Raw genomic sequence first — 19,632 nt, forward strand, 5'->3', positions numbered from 1 at the left:
AAATTCCTGAGTGCCAGATGCTCAACTAAAATTGTTATCACGTCCAGCATGAAATGAAGGTTTTGGGCGGCCCTTTCACTCTTTAACGATGAGGACCTGATGATGAATAAAGACGAAATCAGCGGCAACTGGAAACAGTTCAAAGGTAAAGCGAAAGAGCAATGGGGTAAGCTGACAGATGACGATATGACGGTCATCGAAGGAAAGCGCGATCAGCTTGTCGGTAAAATTCAGGAACGCTATGGCTACGCCAAAGATCAGGCGGAGAAAGAAGTCGGCGACTGGGAAAAGCGTAACGACTATCGCTGGTAGACCGGTAATACCCGCAAGTACAAGGATGTACACCCTGAGGGCGGCCCTGAGCCGCCTTATCTTTTGCCGTTAGCGCGGTTTTTTCTTTACCAGAATGGAGTGGTCATGCTGGCACGCATCCTGATGGCTGCATGATTCGACTTCCACGCACGCAGAGCATAATCCGTGTGCTTCAATCACATTATGGCGCAGGGCGAAGCCCATTTTGGCTGCCAGCGTATGCATAATGTCTTCAACACCTTCTGCACACTCTTCTTTCACCACGCCGCAGCGGTCGCAGATAAACATGGCCGAGGTGTGGGTAGGCTGATCAAATAAATGGCACAGCACATAGCTGTTTGTTGATTCGACCTTGTGCACAAAGCCCTGCTCCAGCAGGAAATCCAGCGCGCGATAGACGGTAGGCGGCTTGGCCTGCGGCTCGCTTGCGCGCAGCAGGTCGAGTAAATCATACGCACTGATGGCGCCCTGTTGCAGGCTCATCAGACGCAATACTTCAAGGCGCTGTGGGGTCAGGCGCACATTGCGTTGCGCACAGAGCTTTTCAGCTTGCGCCAGCAGCTCTTTTGTGGACTTATCCATTTAGCACCTCGGCTGTATATGGGATGGAAAACCCTCACTTTATCATGTTCTGTTAAAAACACCGAGAACCGCCAGGTGTGCTATACCTGAGGCATTGAAATTCGGGGAAACACCTAATGAAAAGACCTGACTGTATTCGACACTGGCGCGATGTGGAAGGCGCGGATGATTCTACTTATCCCGACAGCACTGAGCGTTTTTCCATTGGCGCACCACTGGCCCGTAAACTTGGCCTGGGGCGAATTGGTATTCATCACGAACGCCTGCCGCCAGGGCGGCGTACGTCTTATCCCCATGCGGAAAGTGACGAAGAGGAGTTTATCTATGTACTGGAAGGCTATCCGGAAGCCTGGATAAATGGCTATCTGTGGAAGCTGGAGCCGGGTGATAGCGTGGGGTTTCCGGCCGGAACCGGGGTATGCCATACCTTTATCAACAATACGGATGAAGAGGTCCGGCTGCTGGTCGTTGGCGAGGCCAACAAAAAGCACAACCGCATCTATTATCCACTGAATCCGGTTTATGCCGCCACGCGTGAAGACCGGTGGGTAGACCATCCGCCGCAGTTTTTTGGCCCGCACGATGGAAAACCTGGGCGAAAATAATATCCTCTTCTATAAATATTGAAGGCCGTCACAAAATACAACAGGCCCGGTGGTGATTTAACTTAGGGAAATAGCGGGTCTTTTTGTACTTATTCACAGCAATAGTTCGTTCCTGTTTGGGTGATAACAGACAGGGGTTATTTCATAACAGACTATAAGACGAGCATACTGTGAAGAAACATTTTAAATTTTCGGTGGTTAGCATCGCTGTCTCCTTGTTTATGGCAAATCAGGCGGGAGCAGCCAATACCTGGACAGAAGCGCGTAGTGACGCGATGGGTGGCACGGGCGTAGCGGCAGGCAGCTATGGCAGCGGGGTGTTAATCAACCCGGCATTGCTGGCAAAGGCGAAACCTGACGATGACGTCACCCTTATTTTACCCTCCATTGGCGCGCAGATTTCTGATAAAGACAATCTGCGGGATAAGATTGATGACATCAGCGATGACGTGAACCGTTATCGCAGCACGCTGGATAGCATCAATCTTATCGACCTGTTAAATCCTCTTAGTCCTGCATCGCGGGAAGTTTCTTCTGCGGCAGGCGACCTGGCCGATCAACTGGATTCACTGAAAGGAAAAACTGCCAGCGGTAAAGCGGGTGGTGGGATCGCTGTAAGCATTCCTAATGATGTGCTCTCGGTGGCATTTGTGGCAAAAGCCAACGCGCGTGCACGCGTGAGTTCTTACATCGATCAGGGCGATATCGACAAACTACGGGCAGTGGAAGCTGCACCATCTGCTGTGTTTGGCGTTGATCCGAACGATCTGAAATCGAAAGGTTTTGGCCGTGCGGCAATTGTTTCAGACTACGGCGTGGTGGTGGCGCGTCAGTTTGATATCAGCGGTGTGCCAGTGTCTGTGGGGATCACCCCGAAGCTGCAACAAACCTGGCTGTATAACTACACGGTGTCTATCTACAACTTCAACAGCGACGACATCAACAGCAGCCGTTACCGTAACGATGACACCGGGTTTAACGTCGATGCGGGTATTGCCGCTGACTTTGGCGATAACTGGACGGTCGGCCTGACCGGGCATAACCTCTTCTCGCGCGATATCGATACCAAAGAGGTGGATGGCGTGCGCGATACCTACCAGATAAGCCCTGTCGTCACCGCTGGTGCAGCATGGCATACCGATCTTCTGACCCTGACTGCGGATGGCGACCTGACGGAAACCAAAGGCTTTAAAAGTGAAGAGAACTCTCAGTACGTGGGTGTTGGTGCAGAAGTTACTCCGTTGAGCTGGCTGGCGGTTCGCGCCGGTTACCGGGCAGACGTGAAGAACAATGACAGCAACGTCTTTACGGCGGGTGTCGGGTTCGCACCGCTCAACACGGTACATGTCGACCTGATGGGCCTGTACGGTGAAGACGAAACCTGGGGGGCAGGAGCACAGTTGACTCTGGCATTCTAAGAAAAAAGGCACCAGCAATGGTGCCTTTTAACTTATCCATGCGCCGCTTTAGTGAGCGTATCGCTGATCCACTGGTTAACGCTTTTACCTGACACTTCAGCTGCGATATTAATCGCAGAGTGAATTTCCGGCGCTATTCGTAAACTGATTTTCCCGCTTGCCGGACGCAGGGGCTCTCGACCTTGTTCTGTGCAGTAAGCAAGATAATCATCAACGGCTTCTTCAAAGGCTGTACGGAGGCCAGAAACATTATCTGCATGAAAACCAATAACATCTCTTATACCTGCTACATGCCCAACGAAGCACAGGTCTTCATCACTGTAATCGATTTTTGCGGCATAGCCTTTATAAGTCATGGTGTTAATCATGGAGATACTCCTGTTGCGATGAGAAAAGCCATTGCGTCGCGAACCTGGTAAACCTTCTCTTCTTTATCCGGATGAGGACGATGAAACGAAGCTACAACTCCATTAATTTCGAATCTCACCCTTGAGTCGTTACCTTCAGACATTTTTGCACCCAGCGCGATAAAAAGTGCTTCAATTTTGCGCCATTCCAGAGAGCAAGGTGTTGGTAAAGAGAAAATTAACTGCAATGTTTTTTGGTGGCGGGCGTTCAATGTTTTCATCATTTGTATATTCCATTCAATGTTAATCCGCCGCCAGGTTGAGAATAATGATATCATTTTTTGATATCACATTAAGTCGAATCGTATCCCTTTTGAGCCTGTGCTATAGTAGCGCCCCTTTTCCACCAGATGCTTAAAACTTCGCCATGTCGTCAGAATCACAGACTGTTTTTCCTGCACACCGTTTCTCCATTGCGCCGATGCTCGACTGGACGGACAGACACTGCCGCTACTTCCTGCGTCAGCTCTCCCGCCACACGTTGCTGTACACCGAAATGGTGACAACCGGTGCGATCATTCACGGAAAGGGCGACTATCTGGCGTACAGCGAAGAAGAGCATCCGGTTGCGTTGCAGCTTGGCGGGAGCGATCCGGCAGCGCTGGCGCAGTGCGCGAAGCTTGCTGAGGAGCGGGGTTACGACGAGATTAACCTCAACGTCGGCTGCCCGTCCGATCGCGTGCAGAACGGCATGTTTGGCGCGTGCCTGATGGGCAATGCGCAGCTGGTCGCAGACTGCATCAAGGCGATGCGTGATGTGGTCTCCATACCGGTAACGGTCAAAACCCGTATCGGTATCGACGATCAGGACAGCTACGAATTCCTGTGTGAATTCATCAATACCGTTGCCGGAAAAGGCGAGTGCGAGATGTTTATCATCCATGCACGTAAAGCCTGGCTATCAGGCCTCAGCCCGAAAGAGAACCGCGAAATTCCACCGCTGGACTACCCGCGCGTCTATCAGCTGAAGCGTGATTTCCCGCAGCTGACGATGTCGATTAACGGCGGAATTAAATCGCTGGAAGAAGCCAAAGTGCATCTTGACCATATGGATGGTGTGATGGTTGGCCGTGAGGCGTACCAGAACCCGGGCATCCTGGCGACGGTTGACCGTGAAATCTTTGGCGTGGAAGGTGCTGATACTGACCCGGTCTCCGTAGTGCGAGCCATGTATCCGTACATTGAACGCGAGCTGAGCAACGGCACCTATCTTGGCCACATTACCCGCCACATGCTTGGCCTGTTCCAGGGGATCCCGGGGGCGCGTCAGTGGCGTCGTTACCTCAGCGAGAACGCGCATAAGGCCGGTGCAGACATCGAGGTGCTGGAGCACGCGCTGCGTCTGGTCGCCGATAAGCGATAAATTTCGCTAAAAGATAGTTAATTTCACCACGCCCTGCACATTGTTGCGGGGCGTTTTGTTTTGATAACAATGAGTTAGGTTTGGCACGTTTCTTGTAATGCTCAATGCATCATTGGGCATTACCTGGGAGAGAACCATGCTCGAACTACTTTTTGTGATTGGCTTTTTTGTCATGCTGCTGGTGACCGGCGTATCGTTGCTCGGTATCCTGGCGGCGATGGTGGTGGCGACGGTCGTCATGTTTATTGGTGGGTTATTTGCCCTGACGATCAAACTGTTACCGTGGTTACTGCTGGCAATTGCTGTTGTGTGGGTGATTCGGGCGATTAGATCACCAAAAGTCCAAAATTATCAGCGCAATAACCGCTTTCGTTACTAAGGTATTGAGGGGTTCATCACATACCTGCAACTTTTCCGGCTGCATTGCATAGAACGGAATAGGATTTAGTTATCTATTCTGTCACTATGGCTACCGCTAAAGAATTCATCGAGCTGTACCCTACATACAGCCGAACTAAAAAAAGAAAGGGCTTCCTGAAAAGGAAGCCCAATTTCTTTTCAGGGATCAGGGAATTAACAGACTCGACCCCTGCGTCACCCGACTCTCCAGCACCTCATGCGCGCGCTGCGCATCAGCCAGCGGATATTTCTGCGCATCTGCCACATCCACTTTAATTACCCCGCTGGCGATCAGTGAAAACAGCTCGTTGCTGGCTTCCTCCAGCTCTTCCCGGTTAGTGATGTAACCCTGAAGAGAAGGGCGCGTGACATAAAGCGAGCCTTTCTGATTCAGAATACCCAGGTTAACACCGGTCACGGCACCTGACGAATTACCAAAGCTCACCATCAGGCCGCGGCGTTGCAGGCAGTCCAGCGAGGCTTCCCAGGTGTCTTTGCCCACCGAGTCATACACCACGCGCACTTTTTTGCCGTTGGTTATCTCTTTTAACCGCTCAACAATGCTCTCTTCACGGTAGTTAATCACCTGCCATGCGCCAGCCTTCAATGCGCGCTGTGCTTTTTGCGCATTGCCTACGGTGCCGATAAGTTTCGCACCTAACGCTTTTGCCCACTGGCAGGCGATAAGGCCCACACCTCCGGCGGCGGCATGGAACAGGAATTGTTCGTCGGGTTTGATCTCGTAAGTTTTGCGCAGCAGATAGTAAACGGTTAGCCCTTTCAGGAAAGAGGCCGCTGCTTGTTCAAACGAAATGGCGTTAGGTAAAAGGGCGGCTTTATCCGCTGGCACGTTGTGTACGGAACTGTAGGCTCCCAGCGCCGATTGCGCATAAACCACGCGGTCACCTTCTTTAAGGTGCTTAACGGCGCTGCCCACTTTAATCACCACACCTGCCGCTTCGGTTCCCAGCCCGCTTGGCAGAGACGGTGGTGGATAGAGCCCACCGCGAATATAGGTGTCGATGTAATTAATGCCGATGGCTTTGTTTTCAACCTGAACGTCGTTTTCACCCGGTGCGGCGGGGGTAAACTCCACGGCGTTGAGTACCTCAGGGCCACCATGCTTGTGAAATTCAATACGCGTTGCCATGCTTCCTCCATAAGAAAATGTGGTAATCTTTCGACCCACTCTTTATCTCGGTAACTCCATTCACTATGGCAGGAAACAAACCCTTCAACAAACAGACTGAACCCCGTGAACGTGATTATCAGGTCGCCGGGTTAAAAGTCCCGCCGCACTCGATTGAAGCGGAACAGTCGGTGTTGGGCGGTTTAATGCTGGACAACGAACGCTGGGACGATGTCGCCGAGCGCGTCGTGTCCGACGACTTCTATACCCGTCCGCACCGCCATATTTTTACCGAAATGGCGCGTCTGCAAGAATCGGGCAGTCCGATTGACCTGATTACGCTCGCGGAATCGCTGGAGCGACAGGGGCAACTGGACAGCGTCGGTGGGTTTGCCTATCTGGCCGAGTTATCGAAAAACACGCCAAGTGCGGCGAACATCAGTGCCTACGCCGACATCGTGCGTGAACGTGCCGTTGTCCGCGAAATGATTTCGGTGGCCAATGAAATCGCCGAAGCAGGCTTTGACCCACAGGGGCGCAACAGCGAAGATCTGCTCGACCTGGCTGAATCACGCGTGTTTAAAATTGCCGAAAGTCGCGCGAATAAAGACGAAGGCCCCAAAAATATAGCCGATGTGCTCGATGCCACCGTCGCGCGTATCGAACAACTTTTCCAGCAACCGCACGACGGTGTAACCGGCGTCAATACCGGCTACGACGACCTCAACAAGAAAACCGCAGGCCTACAGCCGTCGGACTTGATTATCGTCGCTGCGCGTCCTTCGATGGGTAAAACGACATTTGCGATGAACCTCGTCGAAAATGCGGCGATGTTGCAGGATAAACCGGTTCTGATTTTCAGTCTTGAGATGCCATCAGAACAGATCATGATGCGTTCTCTGGCATCGCTGTCACGCGTGGATCAGACCCGAATTCGTACCGGTCAGCTTGATGACGAGGACTGGGCGCGTATCTCCGGCACCATGGGGATCTTGCTGGAAAAACGTAATATCTATATCGATGACTCGTCCGGTCTGACGCCAACGGAAGTGCGTTCCCGTGCGCGCCGTATTGCCCGCGAACACGGCGGCATCGGCCTTATCATGATCGACTACCTCCAGCTGATGCGCGTGCCGTCACTTTCGGACAACCGTACGCTGGAAATCGCAGAAATTTCCCGCTCACTCAAAGCGTTAGCTAAAGAACTACAGGTTCCTGTTGTGGCCCTGTCACAGCTTAACCGCTCCCTGGAACAACGTGCGGATAAACGCCCGGTCAACTCCGACCTGCGTGAATCTGGCTCCATTGAGCAGGATGCGGACTTAATCATGTTTATCTACCGTGATGAGGTTTATCACGAGAACAGCGACCTGAAAGGGATCGCGGAAATCATTATCGGTAAGCAACGTAACGGCCCAATCGGTACGGTACGTCTGACCTTTAACGGACAGTGGTCGCGTTTCGACAACTATGCCGGTCCTCAATATGATGATGAGTAATTTCTAAGGAATTCAAATGCAAGCGGCAACAGTTGTTATTAACCGCCGCGCTCTGCGACACAACCTGCAACGTCTGCGTGAACTGGCACCTGCCAGCAAGCTCGTTGCAGTCGTGAAAGCGAACGCTTACGGACACGGTCTTCTTGAGACCGCGCGAACGCTCCCCGATGCCGACGCTTTTGGCGTCGCCCGTCTTGAAGAAGCTCTGCGCCTGCGCGCAGGCGGAATTACCCAGCCCATTCTGCTGCTCGAAGGCTTCTTTGAAGCCAGCGACCTCACCACGATTGCCGACCAGCATCTGCATACCGCGATCCATAACGAAGAGCAGCTTGCTGCACTGGAAACCGCCGAGCTCAGCGAGCCGGTGACCGTGTGGATGAAGCTCGACACCGGGATGCACCGTCTGGGCGTGCGCCCGGAGAAGGCGGATGCGTTTTACCAGCGCCTGTGTGAGTGCAAAAACGTGCGCCAGCCGGTCAATATTGTCAGCCATTTTGCCCGTGCCGATGAGCCAGAATGTGGCGCCACTGAGCAACAGCTCGATATCTTCAACACTTTCTGTGAAGGCAAACCGGGAATGCGCTCTATTGCCGCATCCGGCGGCATTTTGCTCTGGCCGCAGTCCCATTTCGACTGGGCGCGTCCTGGCATCATTCTCTATGGCGTTTCGCCGCTGGACAACAAGCCCTGGGGGCCGGATTTTGGCTTCCAGCCAGTGATGTCGCTGGTGTCTAACCTGATTGCCGTGCGTGAGCACAAAGCGGGTGAGCCTGTGGGCTACGGGGGAACCTGGATCAGCGAGCGCGATACGCGGCTTGGCGTGGTGGCGATGGGGTATGGCGATGGTTATCCACGCGCCGCGCCGTCTGGTACACCAGTGCTGGTCAATGGCCGCGAAGTGACGATTGTTGGCCGCGTGGCGATGGACATGATTTGCGTCGACCTGGGGCCGGAAGCCCAGGACAAAGCGGGTGATGATGTGGTGATGTGGGGCGAAGGATTACCCGTAGAACGCATTGCTGAAATAACGAAAGTGAGTGCTTACGAACTTATTACGCGCCTGACGTCACGGGTGGCGATGAAGTACGTCGATTAAGTTAAGGCGTTCGCGTCCAACCGCCTCGGGTGCCGTTGGACGCGATCCCGCCACCAGACTTATTTCAACACGTTGTAGATGGCCTGGTTGGTTAAGTAATCCGATGCCAGCCCCGATACTGGGTTAAAGCGAGTACCCTGCACGGACGAGAACGGTTTTCCGGTACTGCCCAGAGAAACGTAACGCTCCCCCTGATCGTTCTCAGAAACCGTATATACCGTTTTTTGCATCTGTGCGAATTGCCCCGCATTACGCTGGTTTGCCTGATGCAGTTCCAGCAGCTGTAATCCGCTCAGATTCAGCGTTTTATCCAGGCTTACTCCCCATCTTTGCAGGCACACTTCAGCGAAATGCCGCACGATCGTTCCCGGTTCATGCAGCACTTTTTCGCCACTGTCGCCATTTGCGGAAGCATTGCCTACCAGCGTCGCATGTCGCCCTGACATCGGGTAAATATGCACCGCCGTCGCGTTGTCGGTATCCGGGACCACGCACGAGAAACCTTTCGAGCGCTCGTCTCTGGCGTAGAAAGCCACATACTCTTTGACATTGCGGCCAAGCGTGACCTTCTCCGTCTGGAAGTTCCCCATACCCGGCACCGGATCGATGGCAAAAATATTCACCGGAATAGTGGCCAAAAGCGGATCGGCCAGCATGGCATTGGCGAGCATATGGCAGCTAATTCCCCCGCGGCTCCAGCCTACCAGGTTAACCTGAGTTGGCAGGATTTGCCCTTTGCGGAAGGTCTTGATGATCTGCTGCTGAAGCGCCTGCTGCGTCACTTTGCGATCACCATAGTCATATTTACGCCACCAGAAAGAGCCAGTCACTTCGACATCCTGGATGGGGACTCCCGCTTTTTTTAGCTGTTCATAATTCTCCTGGGTCAGCTTTTCGCGCTGCCAGTCAACGTGGCCTTTAATAATATTGATGGCATGTTGCACATTTTCCTTCCAGCCACTGCCCACAAGCTGTCCGCGAAGTTGCGAATAATCGCCGCTTTTTACCCACAGCTCATCGCTTTGCAAATTGCCGCTTCCTGGCCCATCAAGAATGACCCATTCGGCAAACTCTTTGCCTTTGTTGTTCGCGGCCAGTGCGGAAATTAATTCGCCATTCCAGTAATTAGCATGAGAATCATCGAATTTATTAGAGCCGGTACCACAAAAAAATACTGTTAATGTCGTCATAAATAACCTCGTTAAAATATTACTGTATAGGTGGATGACACAGCTGCCTTTTAATAATAAGTGTCAGGGTTATATTTAAAATATGCCGATAAGCCTGGGCTTTTTCTGATAGAAATGGTTTTTCGGGTTATATTTTATTAAGGCTGTATTTTTCGTTAAGTGTTACTTAACTTTTTGATCAGGGAATATGACATTCGCCTTATGCCGAATGCTGTTTTTACAGTTCGGGAATAGCACTCATACTCATTTTCGGAAAAGGTTGATTGAATAATTCAAGGAATGGAAATCACACGAGGTTATGCTGCGATGAATATATTGATGATCGATGAATTGCCGATCTACATTCACGGTATGAAGACTGAGCTGAAAAGAGTCATGCCGGAATGTACTGTTTTTGCTACAAACAGCTTTGAAGATGCACAGACTATTCTGGCATCAATGCCGGTAAACATTATTTTGCTCGACGGTGAAATGAAATGCAGTGATTTCATCAATAGCCTGACGTCCAATTGGCCCACATTGCCGATTGTGGTGATGTTAAGAAAAGCGACAGACAGGATATTTAATTTTTACATTCGACAAAATGTAAAAGGCATTTTCACCAAAGAGCTTCCGGTAGAGAAAATCAGCCAGATATTAAGCATGGTTTCCTCCGGGGTGGTCTGCTTTCCCGAGCAGGCGGTGGTTCACCGGGAACAGCCCGTTAGCGCATTGCCGATCCACTCTCTGAGCCGTCGGCAGCAGGAAGTTCTCAAACTTCTGGCCAACGGAGGAACAAATAAGCAAATCAGCAGACAACTCAACATCAGTGCAGGCACGGTCAAAGTGCACCTCGAGTCAATCTTTCATCGGCTTCAGGTAAACAACCGCACCCAGGCCGCAATGCTTTATTTTAAATATATTGCTAATTAGACGACACGCCGTAAATTTTTGCACTATGATTGTCATGTTAAATAAAAGCGCAACAAGTGGGCCCTGTTGCGCTTTTATCGTGTTTAGTGAGATTGTGATTTGAAATAATAGATAACCACAATTAAGGTTCCGAAATCTTGTAATAACCAAAAAGGGAAGCTATCGCTCAAAATGTCAGCGCTTGTCAAAATAAATTTAACGTTTAAGCTGCTTTCGCCAAAAAAGCCAAACGCCAGTGCCGCCAAACCGACTTTACAGAGTGTCGGCAAGGCGTGTACGCGTCGGCTGTAGGCCGCAAATAATATCAATAGCGACGTCACCAGATCGACAACAATAATAAAAGGCAGAACCCATCCATTCATTATGTTAAGCATCTTATTCTCCATCAGGTTTGTTGTTATTTAAATCAGGCTGAGGGAGTGACTCATTTCTGACTTTGCTTTTGATGACGCTGGCAACATCAAAAATATCGCGCTGTTCATGACGGCGAAAGAAGTTAGCCAGCCAAACAATCAGCCCATTGCTCATGGCACCCAATATGTACCCTAAACCCAGCGTAATATCGGCCTGGTTAAGATCTATTTTCAGCCAGCGGGCTGCTAACCCACCTAACGCCACCGCTGCCCCCATACTGATACCACCAAAAATGATGCCCGCCATAAACCGGCTGTGCTGGTGCAACCGCTGTGGTTGCCAGAAAAAAGAGATACTTACACCACCAAATAAACCTGAAAAAGCCAGTAATGCTTCACTGATAAGCGTAGGGAGAAAGTTGTCAGACATGACGTTATCCTCAACAAAGATAAAACCCCGGTAAATGGGGTTTTATCACCGTGACAGGGGCGGATTATTGGCAAGGTTCCAGCTCAGCCAAATGCTGATACGTATCGGTTGTGATAAACCGCTGTTGCCCGGAAAGGCTGTAAATCAGGTGCTTAGGGCTGCGATAGCCCTTCTGGACGTCGATGTCCGCGCTGAGCCACTGTTGTTTTGCGGGCAAAGCCGGGTTTGCGTAGCTATCGCCGCCAATCCATTTTTTGTTGGTGGGTTTTACCCCCCAGAGAGTCTCCATTTCACTGCCGGACCAGCCAAGACGTTTTGCTTCGTGGGTCGTGATATAGCGATCGGGCAGGCGGCCAAAGTTCTTGATATTGCGCAGCGTGGTCGCCAGGTCAGTCACGTCGTTAATAGGTGCGACGCCCTGCTCAGATAAAAACGTATTGGTCTCTTTAATTTCATCTTCGCAGGTTTTCAGGGCAGCGCTGGCCTGCATCGCAGCAGAAAGGGTGACGGCCAGAACAGCGACGTTTATGAAAGTACATTTTTTCATCGTATTTTCCTGTTTAATTAACTGAGAAATAACTTCATTTCCGCCTCACGGCGTCGGGTAAGGCCAGTCAACACTTTGCCGCCCGCTTTGTTCCAGCTTTTGAACTGGAGCGCTGCGCCGTCGATATCCCCGGCGTTAAATTTCTTCAGCAGGGTCGATTTCTTTAAATTGCCGACGCCGAGGTTGAAGGCAAACGACACCAGTGCATCGAACTGACTTTGGGTTGCGCTGTGGATCAGCAGCTTTTTAACGCCATCCTCCGTGCGCTTCAGGTCTTTGCGCAGCAGGGTTTTGGCTTCGCCAGTGGTGATTTTGATGAGTTTTTCCATCTCCTCTTTGAGGATCAAATGGCCGTAGCCGATGGTCCACAAACCCACGGCGTCGCGATAACGCTCCAGCTTCAGTCCTTCAAAATGGCAAATCAGCTCGACGCCTTTATCGCCGGTGCTATCAGGTTGTTTTTGCATCATGGAGTCTCCTCTGCTTTGGGACGGGGAATGACTTTGTTGGTGTATTCGTCGATCAAACGCATCACGCTTTCCGGCGGGGGTAATGCGGTAAATTGCATCTCCACGTCGACGTGGCGGCTATCGCGTCCACCTTTGCTGTCGCTTGAGGGCGAAAGGCTGACGTGGAAGCGACCAAATTCGTTTTCACCTGCCTGCTGCGACGGGGTTTGCATCCCTTCAGTGCGGATCGTGAGGTTGACCTTCATTTTTTCCAGCATCAGCCCGCGCGGGGTGGAAAGCGCGACCAGCGGCAGGTCAAAATAGTGCTTTTCATCCAGCGCCAGCTGAACGGTGCGGGGGATCAGCGAGCCGTCGTCCGCCGGTTCAAAAAAAGGGTCCAGCGCCTTCATATATTGCTGGGCGATCATTTCATTGGCTGCCGTCGCCGCGTATTGCATTCCCCGGGTAATATCTTCAAGCGTGACGGGTACGCCCGGAATATCTGCGGGAGGCGGTGGATTATTTCCCTTTACCGGAGGCGGCGTTCCATCAGCCTCTTTCTCCGTCTTATTCTCTGGCTCCTCATCCTTGTTGCCGCGTAGCCATGTTTTAAAAGACATAATTCACTCCTGAAGTGAGGCCACCGACGGCAGCCTCATGCGTTAGGGAAAAGCAATACTCTGCTGGCGAGCCGTTACTGCGCCGCGACAGGCTTGGTTTTGGCGTTGGTGAGGTAATCAATAACGCGTTGCAGCGCTTCAGGCGGTTCCTGACGTTTGATCTGCGTGTGAATGGAATACTTGGCGCGGGTGTCGGTGGAGCGAGTTTGCTCCGATTTATGCGATACCTTGCCGGTCATTTTGGCTTTGAACACGCCCCAGCCGATGGACGCTTCAACGGAGGCTTCCGCTTCAGTGCTGCTGGAGCTGGCTTCGCTCTGGCTCACTTCCAGTTCGAAGTCGATGGTGCCGTCTTCAATGCAAATGATTGGGTGAGTGATGGCCGCCAGCAGCGGGATGCTCATTTTGCGGGTGACGCTGCCTTTGCTAACGCCTTGCTCGTCCACCACGGTTTCGTCGTAATCGAACTCAATGGCGACGGCTTTACCGTCTTTAATACAGACGGAAAGCAGGAAATCGGTATACGACTTGCTGGCCTGAACCTGCGCTTTGATCATTGCCTGCAGCGGGCCGCCGATCATATGTTCCAGCGGCAGGGCGTTAATGACTGAACCAATAAATTGTGAATCCATAATGTGAACTCCTTGAATCAGTGAATGCGCGGATGCGCAGGGTTCACATTACGGCAGGGCGAGAGCGTGAAATATTGGGCAAATGACACGGGGCGAGAGTGCAAAAAACCTATGCCGATCGCAGGATGCGGGGAAAGGGTGGTGTTACGGGAGGTTCCGGTTTATTGTTGAATTCCCTGCCTGATAATAATCTGGAGAACCATCGCGTGTTTCAGAAAGTTGACGCCTACGCCGGCGACCCCATTCTCTCCTTAATGGAGCGTTTCAAAGAAGATCCTCGCAGCGACAAAGTGAACCTGAGCATTGGTCTGTATTACAACGAGGATGCCATTATTCCTCAGTTGCAGGCTGTTGCAGAAGCCGAAGCGCGTCTGAATGCCATGCCACATGGCGCATCGCTTTATCTGCCGATGGAAGGGTTAAATGCCTACCGTAACACCATCGCGCCGCTGCTGTTTGGTGCCGATCATCCGGTGCTTGCGCAAAAACGCGTCGCCACCATCCAGACGCTGGGCGGCTCGGGTGCGCTGAAAGTCGGCGCAGACTTCCTGAAAAAATATTTCCCGGATTCCGGCGTGTGGGTCAGTGATCCTACGTGGGAAAACCACATTGCTATCTTCGAAGGTGCGGGTTTTAAGGTCGCGACTTATCCGTGGTTCGACAATGAAACCAACGGTGTGCGTGTAGAGTCACTGCTGGAAAAACTGAATACCCTGCCAGAGCGCAGTATTGTGCTGCTGCACCCGTGCTGCCACAACCCAACGGGCGCAGACCTCACCAATCCTCAGTGGGATGCGGTGATTGAGGTACTGAAAGCGCGCAACCTGATCCCGTTCCTCGACATTGCCTATCAGGGTTTTGGCGCAGGTATGGAAGAAGATGCCTACGCTATTCGCGCCGTTGCCAGCGCCGGATTACCTGCACTGGTCAGCAACTCGTTCTCGAAAATCTTCTCCCTGTATGGCGAGCGCGTAGGCGGCCTGTCTGTGATCTGTGAAGATGCTGAAGCCGCAGGGCGTGTGCTGGGTCAGCTGAAAGCGACCGTGCGCCGTATCTACTCCAGCCCACCAAACTTTGGTGCGCAGGTTGTGGCGACCGTTCTGGGTGACGATAAACTGAAAGCCACCTGGCTTGCGGAAGTGGAAGCGATGCGTAAGCGTATCCTGGCGATGCGTCAGGAGCTGGTAAACGTGCTGAAAGAGGCGGTTCCAGGGCATAACTTTGACTACCTGCTCAGGCAGCGCGGTATGTTCAGCTATACCGGCCTGAGTGCCGCACAGGTTGACCGTATGCGTGATGAGTTCGGTGTTTACCTGATTGCCAGCGGCCGTATGTGCTTAGCCGGTCTGAATACCAGTAACGTTCAGCGCGTGGCGCAGGCATTTGCTGCTGTAATGTAAGTACTCACTCACTGAACTATGTAGGCCGGGTAAGGCGTAGCCGCCACCCGGCTTTTTTTGTACCCGTGTAAAAGATTGCCCGGTGGCGCGGCGCTTACCCGGCCTGCGTCTCTCATCCACACTCTGTGATCTTCTTCTTTTTATTCAGATCCATAAGCAAAAACTCCTTTCATTCGACTCCCCCAGGGGTTATGGTCGGGTAGTTTTTTGACCGTTCGCTCAAAATAAAACGATAACAAACTGAATATTCAGGGGAAAACATGCGCAAGATCACACTGGCGCTCAGCGCCGCCTGCTTATTGTTCTCGCTTAATAGTGCAGTCGTTGCGCGAGCTTCCGCGCCCACACCGGTTTACACCGGAACCACCGCCGCCATTCTTGCTGAGCAAGCACCGATTCACTGGGTTTCTGTGGCACAGATTGAAAACAGCCTGATGGGCCGCCCGCCGATGGCCGTGGGTTTTGATATCGACGACACCGTCTTGTTCTCAAGCCCGGGTTTCTGGCGCGGTAAGAAAATGTACTCACCGGACAGCGAAGCCTATCTGAAAAACCCGGAATTCTGGGAAAAAATGAATAATGGCTGGGATGAGTTCAGCATTCCGAAAGAAGTGGCTCGCTCACTGATTGCCATGCACGTTAAGCGTGGCGACAGCATTTTCTTTGTGACCGGACGCAGCCAGACCAAAACCGAAACGGTATCCAAAACCTTGCAGGACGATTTTCTGATCCCTGCCGCCAATATGAACCCGGTGATTTTTGCGGGTGATAAACCTGGCCAGAACACCAAAACGCAGTGGCTGGAGCAGAAAAATATCAAAGTGTTTTATGGTGATTCTGACAACGATATCACCGCTGCTCGTGATGTAGGTGCCAGAGGGATCAGGGTGTTACGCGCCTCTAATTCGACCTATCGACCACTGCCGATGGCGGGGAGTTTTGGCGAAGAGGTGATTGTGAATTCTGAATACTGAGGTATGCTGATTTTTTGAACAAATCAGGCCTGCCGGGTTTACCTTTTGTCGTCTTGCTGCACACTTAAAGAGGCAGGTACTCAGGTCGTGTTCAACCCATTTACAGGTGAGCAAAGATGACAATCTCGGAGATACTTCAATACTGCATGAATAAGCCTGGCGCAGAGCAAAGCGTCCACAGTGACTGGAAAGCCACGCAGATAAAGGTTGGTGATGTACTGTTTGCCATGGTGAAAGAGATCGAAGGTCGCCCGGCGGCATCGCTGAAAACCAGCCCGGAGCTGGCTGAGCTGTTACGCGAGCAGCACCATGATGTCCGGCCAAGCAAGCATCTCAATAAAGCCCACTGGAGCACCGTCTATCTTGATGGCTCGCTGCCTGGCTCGCAAATTTACTATCTGGTGGATGCGTCTTATCAGCAGGCCGTTGAACTGTTGCCGGACACGACCCGACAACAGCTCTCCGTGTGACGATTACAGCAAAGGCTTGAGGAAACGTGCGGTGTGCGAAGCTTCGCACTCTGCAACGGTTTCTGGCGTACCGGACACGAGAATTTCACCGCCGCCGCTACCGCCTTCAGGGCCGAGATCCACAATCCAGTCTGCAGTTTTAATCACATCGAGATTGTGCTCAATCACCACAATGGTATTGCCCTGATCGCGCAACTGATGCAGTACGTCGAGCAACTGCTGGATATCCGCAAAGTGCAGGCCTGTGGTCGGTTCATCCAGAATGTACAGCGTCTGACCGGTGCCGCGCTTGGACAGTTCGCGCGCCAGCTTCACGCGCTGCGCTTCACCGCCGGAAAGCGTGGTCGCTGACTGCCCCAGACGGATATAGGTCAGCCCCACATCCATCAGCGTTTGCAGTTTACGCGCCAGCGCAGGAACGGCATCAAAGAACTCGCGCGCCTCTTCAATGGTCATATCCAGCACTTCGTGGATGGTCTTGCCTTTGTATTTAATCTCCAGCGTTTCGCGGTTATAGCGCTTACCTTTGCACTGGTCGCACGGTACGTAGATATCTGGCAGGAAGTGCATCTCAACCTTGATAACCCCGTCGCCCTGACAGGCTTCACAACGACCACCGCGCACGTTAAAGCTGAAACGTCCTGGCGTATACCCGCGCGAACGGGATTCCGGCACACCAGCGAAGAGTTCGCGTACAGGTGTGAACACGCCGGTATAGGTTGCCGGGTTGGAACGCGGCGTGCGGCCAATCGGGCTCTGATCGATATCGATAACCTTATCGAAATGCTCCAGCCCCTGAATATCGCGGTACGGTGCTGGTTCTGCGAGCGTTGCGCCATTAAGCTGGGTCTGCGCAATCGGGAACAGCGTATCGTTGATAAGCGTCGATTTACCGGAACCGGACACGCCGGTAATACAGGTGAACAGGCCGACGGGCAGCGTCAGGGTTACGTCTTTCAGGTTGTTGCCGCGCGCCCCAGTCAGCTTCAGCACTTTTTCTGGGTTCGCCGCCACACGCTGTTTCGGTACCTCAATCTTGCGTTTGCCGCTCATGTACTGGCCGGTCAGTGATTCTGGCACCGCCATAATATCCTTGAGCGTCCCTTCCGCCACGACCTGACCGCCATGCACGCCTGCGCCCGGGCCGATGTCGATAACGTGGTCAGCGGCGCGAATAGCGTCTTCATCGTGCTCGACCACAATCACCGTGTTGCCGAGGTTACGCAGGTGGATAAGCGTACCGAGCAGGCGTTCGTTATCGCGCTGATGCAGGCCGATAGACGGCTCGTCCAGCACGTACATCACGCCCACTAAGCCCGCACCAATCTGGCTTGCCAGGCGGATACGCTGTGCTTCACCACCGGAGAGCGTTTCAGCCGATCGGGAAAGCGTCAGGTAGTTCAGACCCACGTTCACCAGGAATTTCAGGCGATCGCCAATCTCTTTCAGCACTTTTTCGGCAATTTTCGCGCGCTGTCCGGAAAGCTTCAGGTTAGTGAAGAAGTCCATCGCGTGGCCGATGCTCATATCTGAGATGGTCGGCAGCGCCGTGTTTTCGACAAACACATGACGCGCTTCGCGACGCAGGCGCGTGCCGTCGCAGGTGGCGCAGGAGCGGTTGCTGATAAACTTCGCCAGCTCTTCACGTACAGCGCTGGATTCCGTCTCTTTGTAGCGGCGCTCCATGTTGTGCAGCACGCCTTCAAACGGGTGACGGCGCACGGAGGTATCGCCACGATCGTTCATGTATTTGAATTCGATGTTCTCTTTACCGGAACCGTACAGCACCACTTTGTGTACCGTCGGGTTCAGGCTGCCCCATGGGGCTTCAACATCGAATTTATAGTGCTCTGCTAACGACTTGAGCATCTGGAAATAGTAGAAGTTACGCTTATCCCAGCCGCGAATAGCGCCGCCAGCCAGCGACAGCTCCGGGTTCTGAATCACGCGGTCTGGATCGAAATACTGCTGAACGCCCAGCCCGTCGCATGTCGGACATGCGCCCGCCGGGTTGTTGAACGAGAACAGGCGTGGTTCAAGCTCGCGCATACTGTAGCCGCAAATTGGGCAGGCAAAGTTAGCAGAGAAGAGCAGCTCTTCGGCTTTTGGGTCGTCCATGTCGGACACCACGGCGGTGCCGCCTGAGAGTTCGAGCGCCGTTTCAAACGATTCGGCCAGACGTGTTGCCAGATCCTCACGCACTTTGAAGCGGTCAATCACCACTTCGATGGTGTGTTTCTTCTGTAATTCCAGCTTCGGTGGATCAGACAGGTCACACACTTCTCCGTCGATACGGGCGCGGATGTAGCCCTGGCTTGCCAGGTTTTCCAGCGTTTTGGTGTGCTCGCCTTTACGCTCTTTAATGATAGGGGCGAGCAGCATCAGGCGTTTACCTTCCGGCTGCGCCAGCACGTTATCGACCATCTGGCTCACGGTTTGCGCGGCCAGTGGTACATCGTGGTCCGGGCAGCGCGGCTCACCAACGCGTGCAAACAGCAGGCGCAGGTAATCATGAATTTCGGTAATCGTACCGACCGTTGAACGCGGGTTATGTGAAGTCGATTTCTGCTCGATAGAGATAGCAGGTGACAACCCTTCAATGTGGTCAACGTCCGGTTTTTCCATTAACGACAGGAACTGCCGGGCATAGGCTGAGAGTGATTCAACGTAACGACGCTGTCCTTCGGCGTATAAAGTGTCGAAAGCCAGCGAGGATTTGCCAGACCCCGAAAGCCCGGTCACGACGATGAGTTTGTCGCGAGGGATAATGAGGTTGATATTTTTGAGATTATGGGTGCGGGCGCCCCGAACTTCGATCTTATCCATTCACCTTTCCCGGTAGGAA

At 52.6% G+C, this 19,632-nt stretch carries 23 protein-coding genes; 11 read left to right on the plus strand and 12 right to left on the minus strand.

Annotation, left to right across the window (positions count from 1 at the left end):
* The first annotated feature begins 102 nt into the window (after nucleotides 1-102).
* On the plus strand, nucleotides 103-312 hold the full coding sequence (locus HV107_RS11520) for a CsbD family protein (RefSeq protein WP_028017939.1): 210 nt from the start codon (nucleotides 103-105) through the stop codon (nucleotides 310-312).
* Between the two features lie 69 nt (nucleotides 313-381).
* Here the strand turns inward: HV107_RS11520 and zur are convergent, their stop codons facing one another.
* Complete coding sequence (gene zur, locus HV107_RS11525) at nucleotides 382-894, minus strand: zinc uptake transcriptional repressor Zur (protein WP_182063293.1); 513 nt, start codon at nucleotides 892-894, stop codon at nucleotides 382-384.
* A 116-nt stretch (nucleotides 895-1,010) separates the two neighbouring features.
* On the opposite strand from zur, the gene HV107_RS11530 reads away from it, so the two are divergent.
* Both HV107_RS11530 and traF read left to right on the plus strand, forming a co-directional pair.
* Nucleotides 1,011-1,499 (plus strand): cupin domain-containing protein, encoded by a 489-nt coding sequence (locus HV107_RS11530; RefSeq protein WP_166718264.1) that lies wholly within the window; start codon nucleotides 1,011-1,013, stop codon nucleotides 1,497-1,499.
* Nucleotides 1,500-1,669: 170 nt separating this feature from the next.
* Nucleotides 1,670-2,917: a conjugal transfer protein TraF gene (gene traF, locus HV107_RS11535; RefSeq protein WP_182063294.1), complete on the plus strand. Its 1,248-nt coding sequence runs from the start codon at nucleotides 1,670-1,672 to the stop codon at nucleotides 2,915-2,917.
* Between the two features lie 32 nt (nucleotides 2,918-2,949).
* Here traF and HV107_RS11540 read toward each other — a convergent pair whose 3' ends face one another.
* Both HV107_RS11540 and HV107_RS11545 read right to left on the minus strand, forming a co-directional pair.
* Nucleotides 2,950-3,285 (minus strand): type II toxin-antitoxin system HicB family antitoxin, encoded by a 336-nt coding sequence (locus HV107_RS11540; protein ID WP_014068507.1) that lies wholly within the window; start codon nucleotides 3,283-3,285, stop codon nucleotides 2,950-2,952.
* On the minus strand, nucleotides 3,282-3,548 hold the full coding sequence (locus HV107_RS11545; protein ID WP_259349694.1) for a type II toxin-antitoxin system HicA family toxin: 267 nt from the start codon (nucleotides 3,546-3,548) through the stop codon (nucleotides 3,282-3,284). The genes HV107_RS11540 and HV107_RS11545 overlap by 4 nt, the downstream gene beginning before the upstream one ends.
* A 143-nt stretch (nucleotides 3,549-3,691) precedes the next feature.
* Between HV107_RS11545 and dusA the strand changes: the two genes are divergently transcribed.
* The gene (gene dusA / locus HV107_RS11550; protein WP_182063295.1) at nucleotides 3,692-4,687 is read left to right on the plus strand and encodes a tRNA dihydrouridine(20/20a) synthase DusA; all 996 of its coding nucleotides are present in this window, start codon (nucleotides 3,692-3,694) and stop codon (nucleotides 4,685-4,687) included.
* Between the two features lie 136 nt (nucleotides 4,688-4,823).
* A complete protein-coding gene (pspG, locus tag HV107_RS11555) occupies nucleotides 4,824-5,066 on the plus strand; it encodes an envelope stress response protein PspG (RefSeq protein ID WP_182063296.1) in 243 nt (80 codons plus the stop codon).
* Between the two features lie 186 nt (nucleotides 5,067-5,252).
* On the opposite strand, the gene HV107_RS11560 is transcribed toward pspG, so the two are convergent.
* Nucleotides 5,253-6,236, minus strand: a complete 984-nt coding sequence (locus tag HV107_RS11560; protein WP_182063297.1) for a quinone oxidoreductase — start codon at nucleotides 6,234-6,236, stop codon at nucleotides 5,253-5,255.
* A gap of 65 nt (nucleotides 6,237-6,301) precedes the next feature.
* Here HV107_RS11560 and dnaB point away from each other — a divergent pair, with 65 nt between their 5' ends.
* Both dnaB and alr read left to right on the plus strand, forming a co-directional pair.
* A complete protein-coding gene (gene dnaB / locus HV107_RS11565) occupies nucleotides 6,302-7,714 on the plus strand; it encodes a replicative DNA helicase (RefSeq protein WP_182063298.1) in 1,413 nt (470 codons plus the stop codon).
* A 16-nt stretch (nucleotides 7,715-7,730) separates the two neighbouring features.
* Entirely contained in the window at nucleotides 7,731-8,810 is a 1,080-nt protein-coding gene (gene alr / locus HV107_RS11570; RefSeq protein WP_182063299.1) for an alanine racemase, read from the plus strand.
* A gap of 59 nt (nucleotides 8,811-8,869) precedes the next feature.
* Here the strand turns inward: alr and HV107_RS11575 are convergent, their stop codons facing one another.
* A complete protein-coding gene (locus HV107_RS11575) occupies nucleotides 8,870-10,000 on the minus strand; it encodes a hypothetical protein (RefSeq protein WP_182063300.1) in 1,131 nt (376 codons plus the stop codon).
* Nucleotides 10,001-10,279: 279 nt separating this feature from the next.
* Between HV107_RS11575 and HV107_RS11580 the strand changes: the two genes are divergently transcribed.
* The gene (locus HV107_RS11580) at nucleotides 10,280-10,912 is read left to right on the plus strand and encodes a response regulator transcription factor (RefSeq protein ID WP_259349695.1); all 633 of its coding nucleotides are present in this window, start codon (nucleotides 10,280-10,282) and stop codon (nucleotides 10,910-10,912) included.
* Nucleotides 10,913-10,995: 83 nt separating this feature from the next.
* Here HV107_RS11580 and HV107_RS11585 read toward each other — a convergent pair whose 3' ends face one another.
* From HV107_RS11585 to HV107_RS11610, 6 genes are all read right to left on the minus strand, one after another.
* A complete protein-coding gene (locus HV107_RS11585; RefSeq protein ID WP_182063301.1) occupies nucleotides 10,996-11,286 on the minus strand; it encodes a hypothetical protein in 291 nt (96 codons plus the stop codon).
* A 1-nt stretch (nucleotide 11,287) separates the two neighbouring features.
* Entirely contained in the window at nucleotides 11,288-11,695 is a 408-nt protein-coding gene (locus tag HV107_RS11590) for a hypothetical protein (RefSeq protein WP_182063302.1), read from the minus strand.
* Nucleotides 11,696-11,759: 64 nt separating this feature from the next.
* Complete coding sequence (locus HV107_RS11595) at nucleotides 11,760-12,242, minus strand: ribonuclease domain-containing protein (RefSeq protein WP_182063303.1); 483 nt, start codon at nucleotides 12,240-12,242, stop codon at nucleotides 11,760-11,762.
* A 17-nt stretch (nucleotides 12,243-12,259) separates the two neighbouring features.
* Nucleotides 12,260-12,709: a lysozyme gene (locus HV107_RS11600; RefSeq protein WP_182063509.1), complete on the minus strand. Its 450-nt coding sequence runs from the start codon at nucleotides 12,707-12,709 to the stop codon at nucleotides 12,260-12,262.
* Nucleotides 12,709-13,311 (minus strand): DUF2589 domain-containing protein, encoded by a 603-nt coding sequence (locus HV107_RS11605; protein ID WP_182063304.1) that lies wholly within the window; start codon nucleotides 13,309-13,311, stop codon nucleotides 12,709-12,711. Before HV107_RS11605 ends, HV107_RS11600 begins: the two co-directional genes overlap by 1 nt.
* Nucleotides 13,312-13,385: 74 nt before the next feature.
* Entirely contained in the window at nucleotides 13,386-13,943 is a 558-nt protein-coding gene (locus HV107_RS11610; RefSeq protein WP_182063305.1) for a DUF2589 domain-containing protein, read from the minus strand.
* Nucleotides 13,944-14,149: 206 nt separating this feature from the next.
* Between HV107_RS11610 and tyrB the strand changes: the two genes are divergently transcribed.
* The 3 genes from tyrB (at nucleotide 14,150) to HV107_RS11625 (ending at nucleotide 16,787) form a co-directional block, all read left to right on the plus strand.
* Entirely contained in the window at nucleotides 14,150-15,343 is a 1,194-nt protein-coding gene (gene tyrB, locus HV107_RS11615; RefSeq protein ID WP_182063306.1) for an aromatic amino acid transaminase, read from the plus strand.
* A 260-nt stretch (nucleotides 15,344-15,603) separates the two neighbouring features.
* Nucleotides 15,604-16,317 (plus strand): acid phosphatase AphA, encoded by a 714-nt coding sequence (gene aphA, locus HV107_RS11620; RefSeq protein WP_166718272.1) that lies wholly within the window; start codon nucleotides 15,604-15,606, stop codon nucleotides 16,315-16,317.
* Nucleotides 16,318-16,433: 116 nt separating this feature from the next.
* Nucleotides 16,434-16,787: an MmcQ/YjbR family DNA-binding protein gene (locus tag HV107_RS11625; protein WP_182063307.1), complete on the plus strand. Its 354-nt coding sequence runs from the start codon at nucleotides 16,434-16,436 to the stop codon at nucleotides 16,785-16,787.
* Nucleotides 16,788-16,790: 3 nt separating this feature from the next.
* Here HV107_RS11625 and uvrA read toward each other — a convergent pair whose 3' ends face one another.
* Nucleotides 16,791-19,613 (minus strand): excinuclease ABC subunit UvrA, encoded by a 2,823-nt coding sequence (gene uvrA, locus HV107_RS11630; protein WP_182063308.1) that lies wholly within the window; start codon nucleotides 19,611-19,613, stop codon nucleotides 16,791-16,793.
* Between the last annotated feature and the right edge of the window lie 19 nt (nucleotides 19,614-19,632).

Origin of the sequence: Enterobacter sp. RHBSTW-00175, assembly GCF_013927005.1 — a bacterium.
In the GTDB taxonomy this organism is placed as follows: domain Bacteria; phylum Pseudomonadota; class Gammaproteobacteria; order Enterobacterales; family Enterobacteriaceae; genus Enterobacter.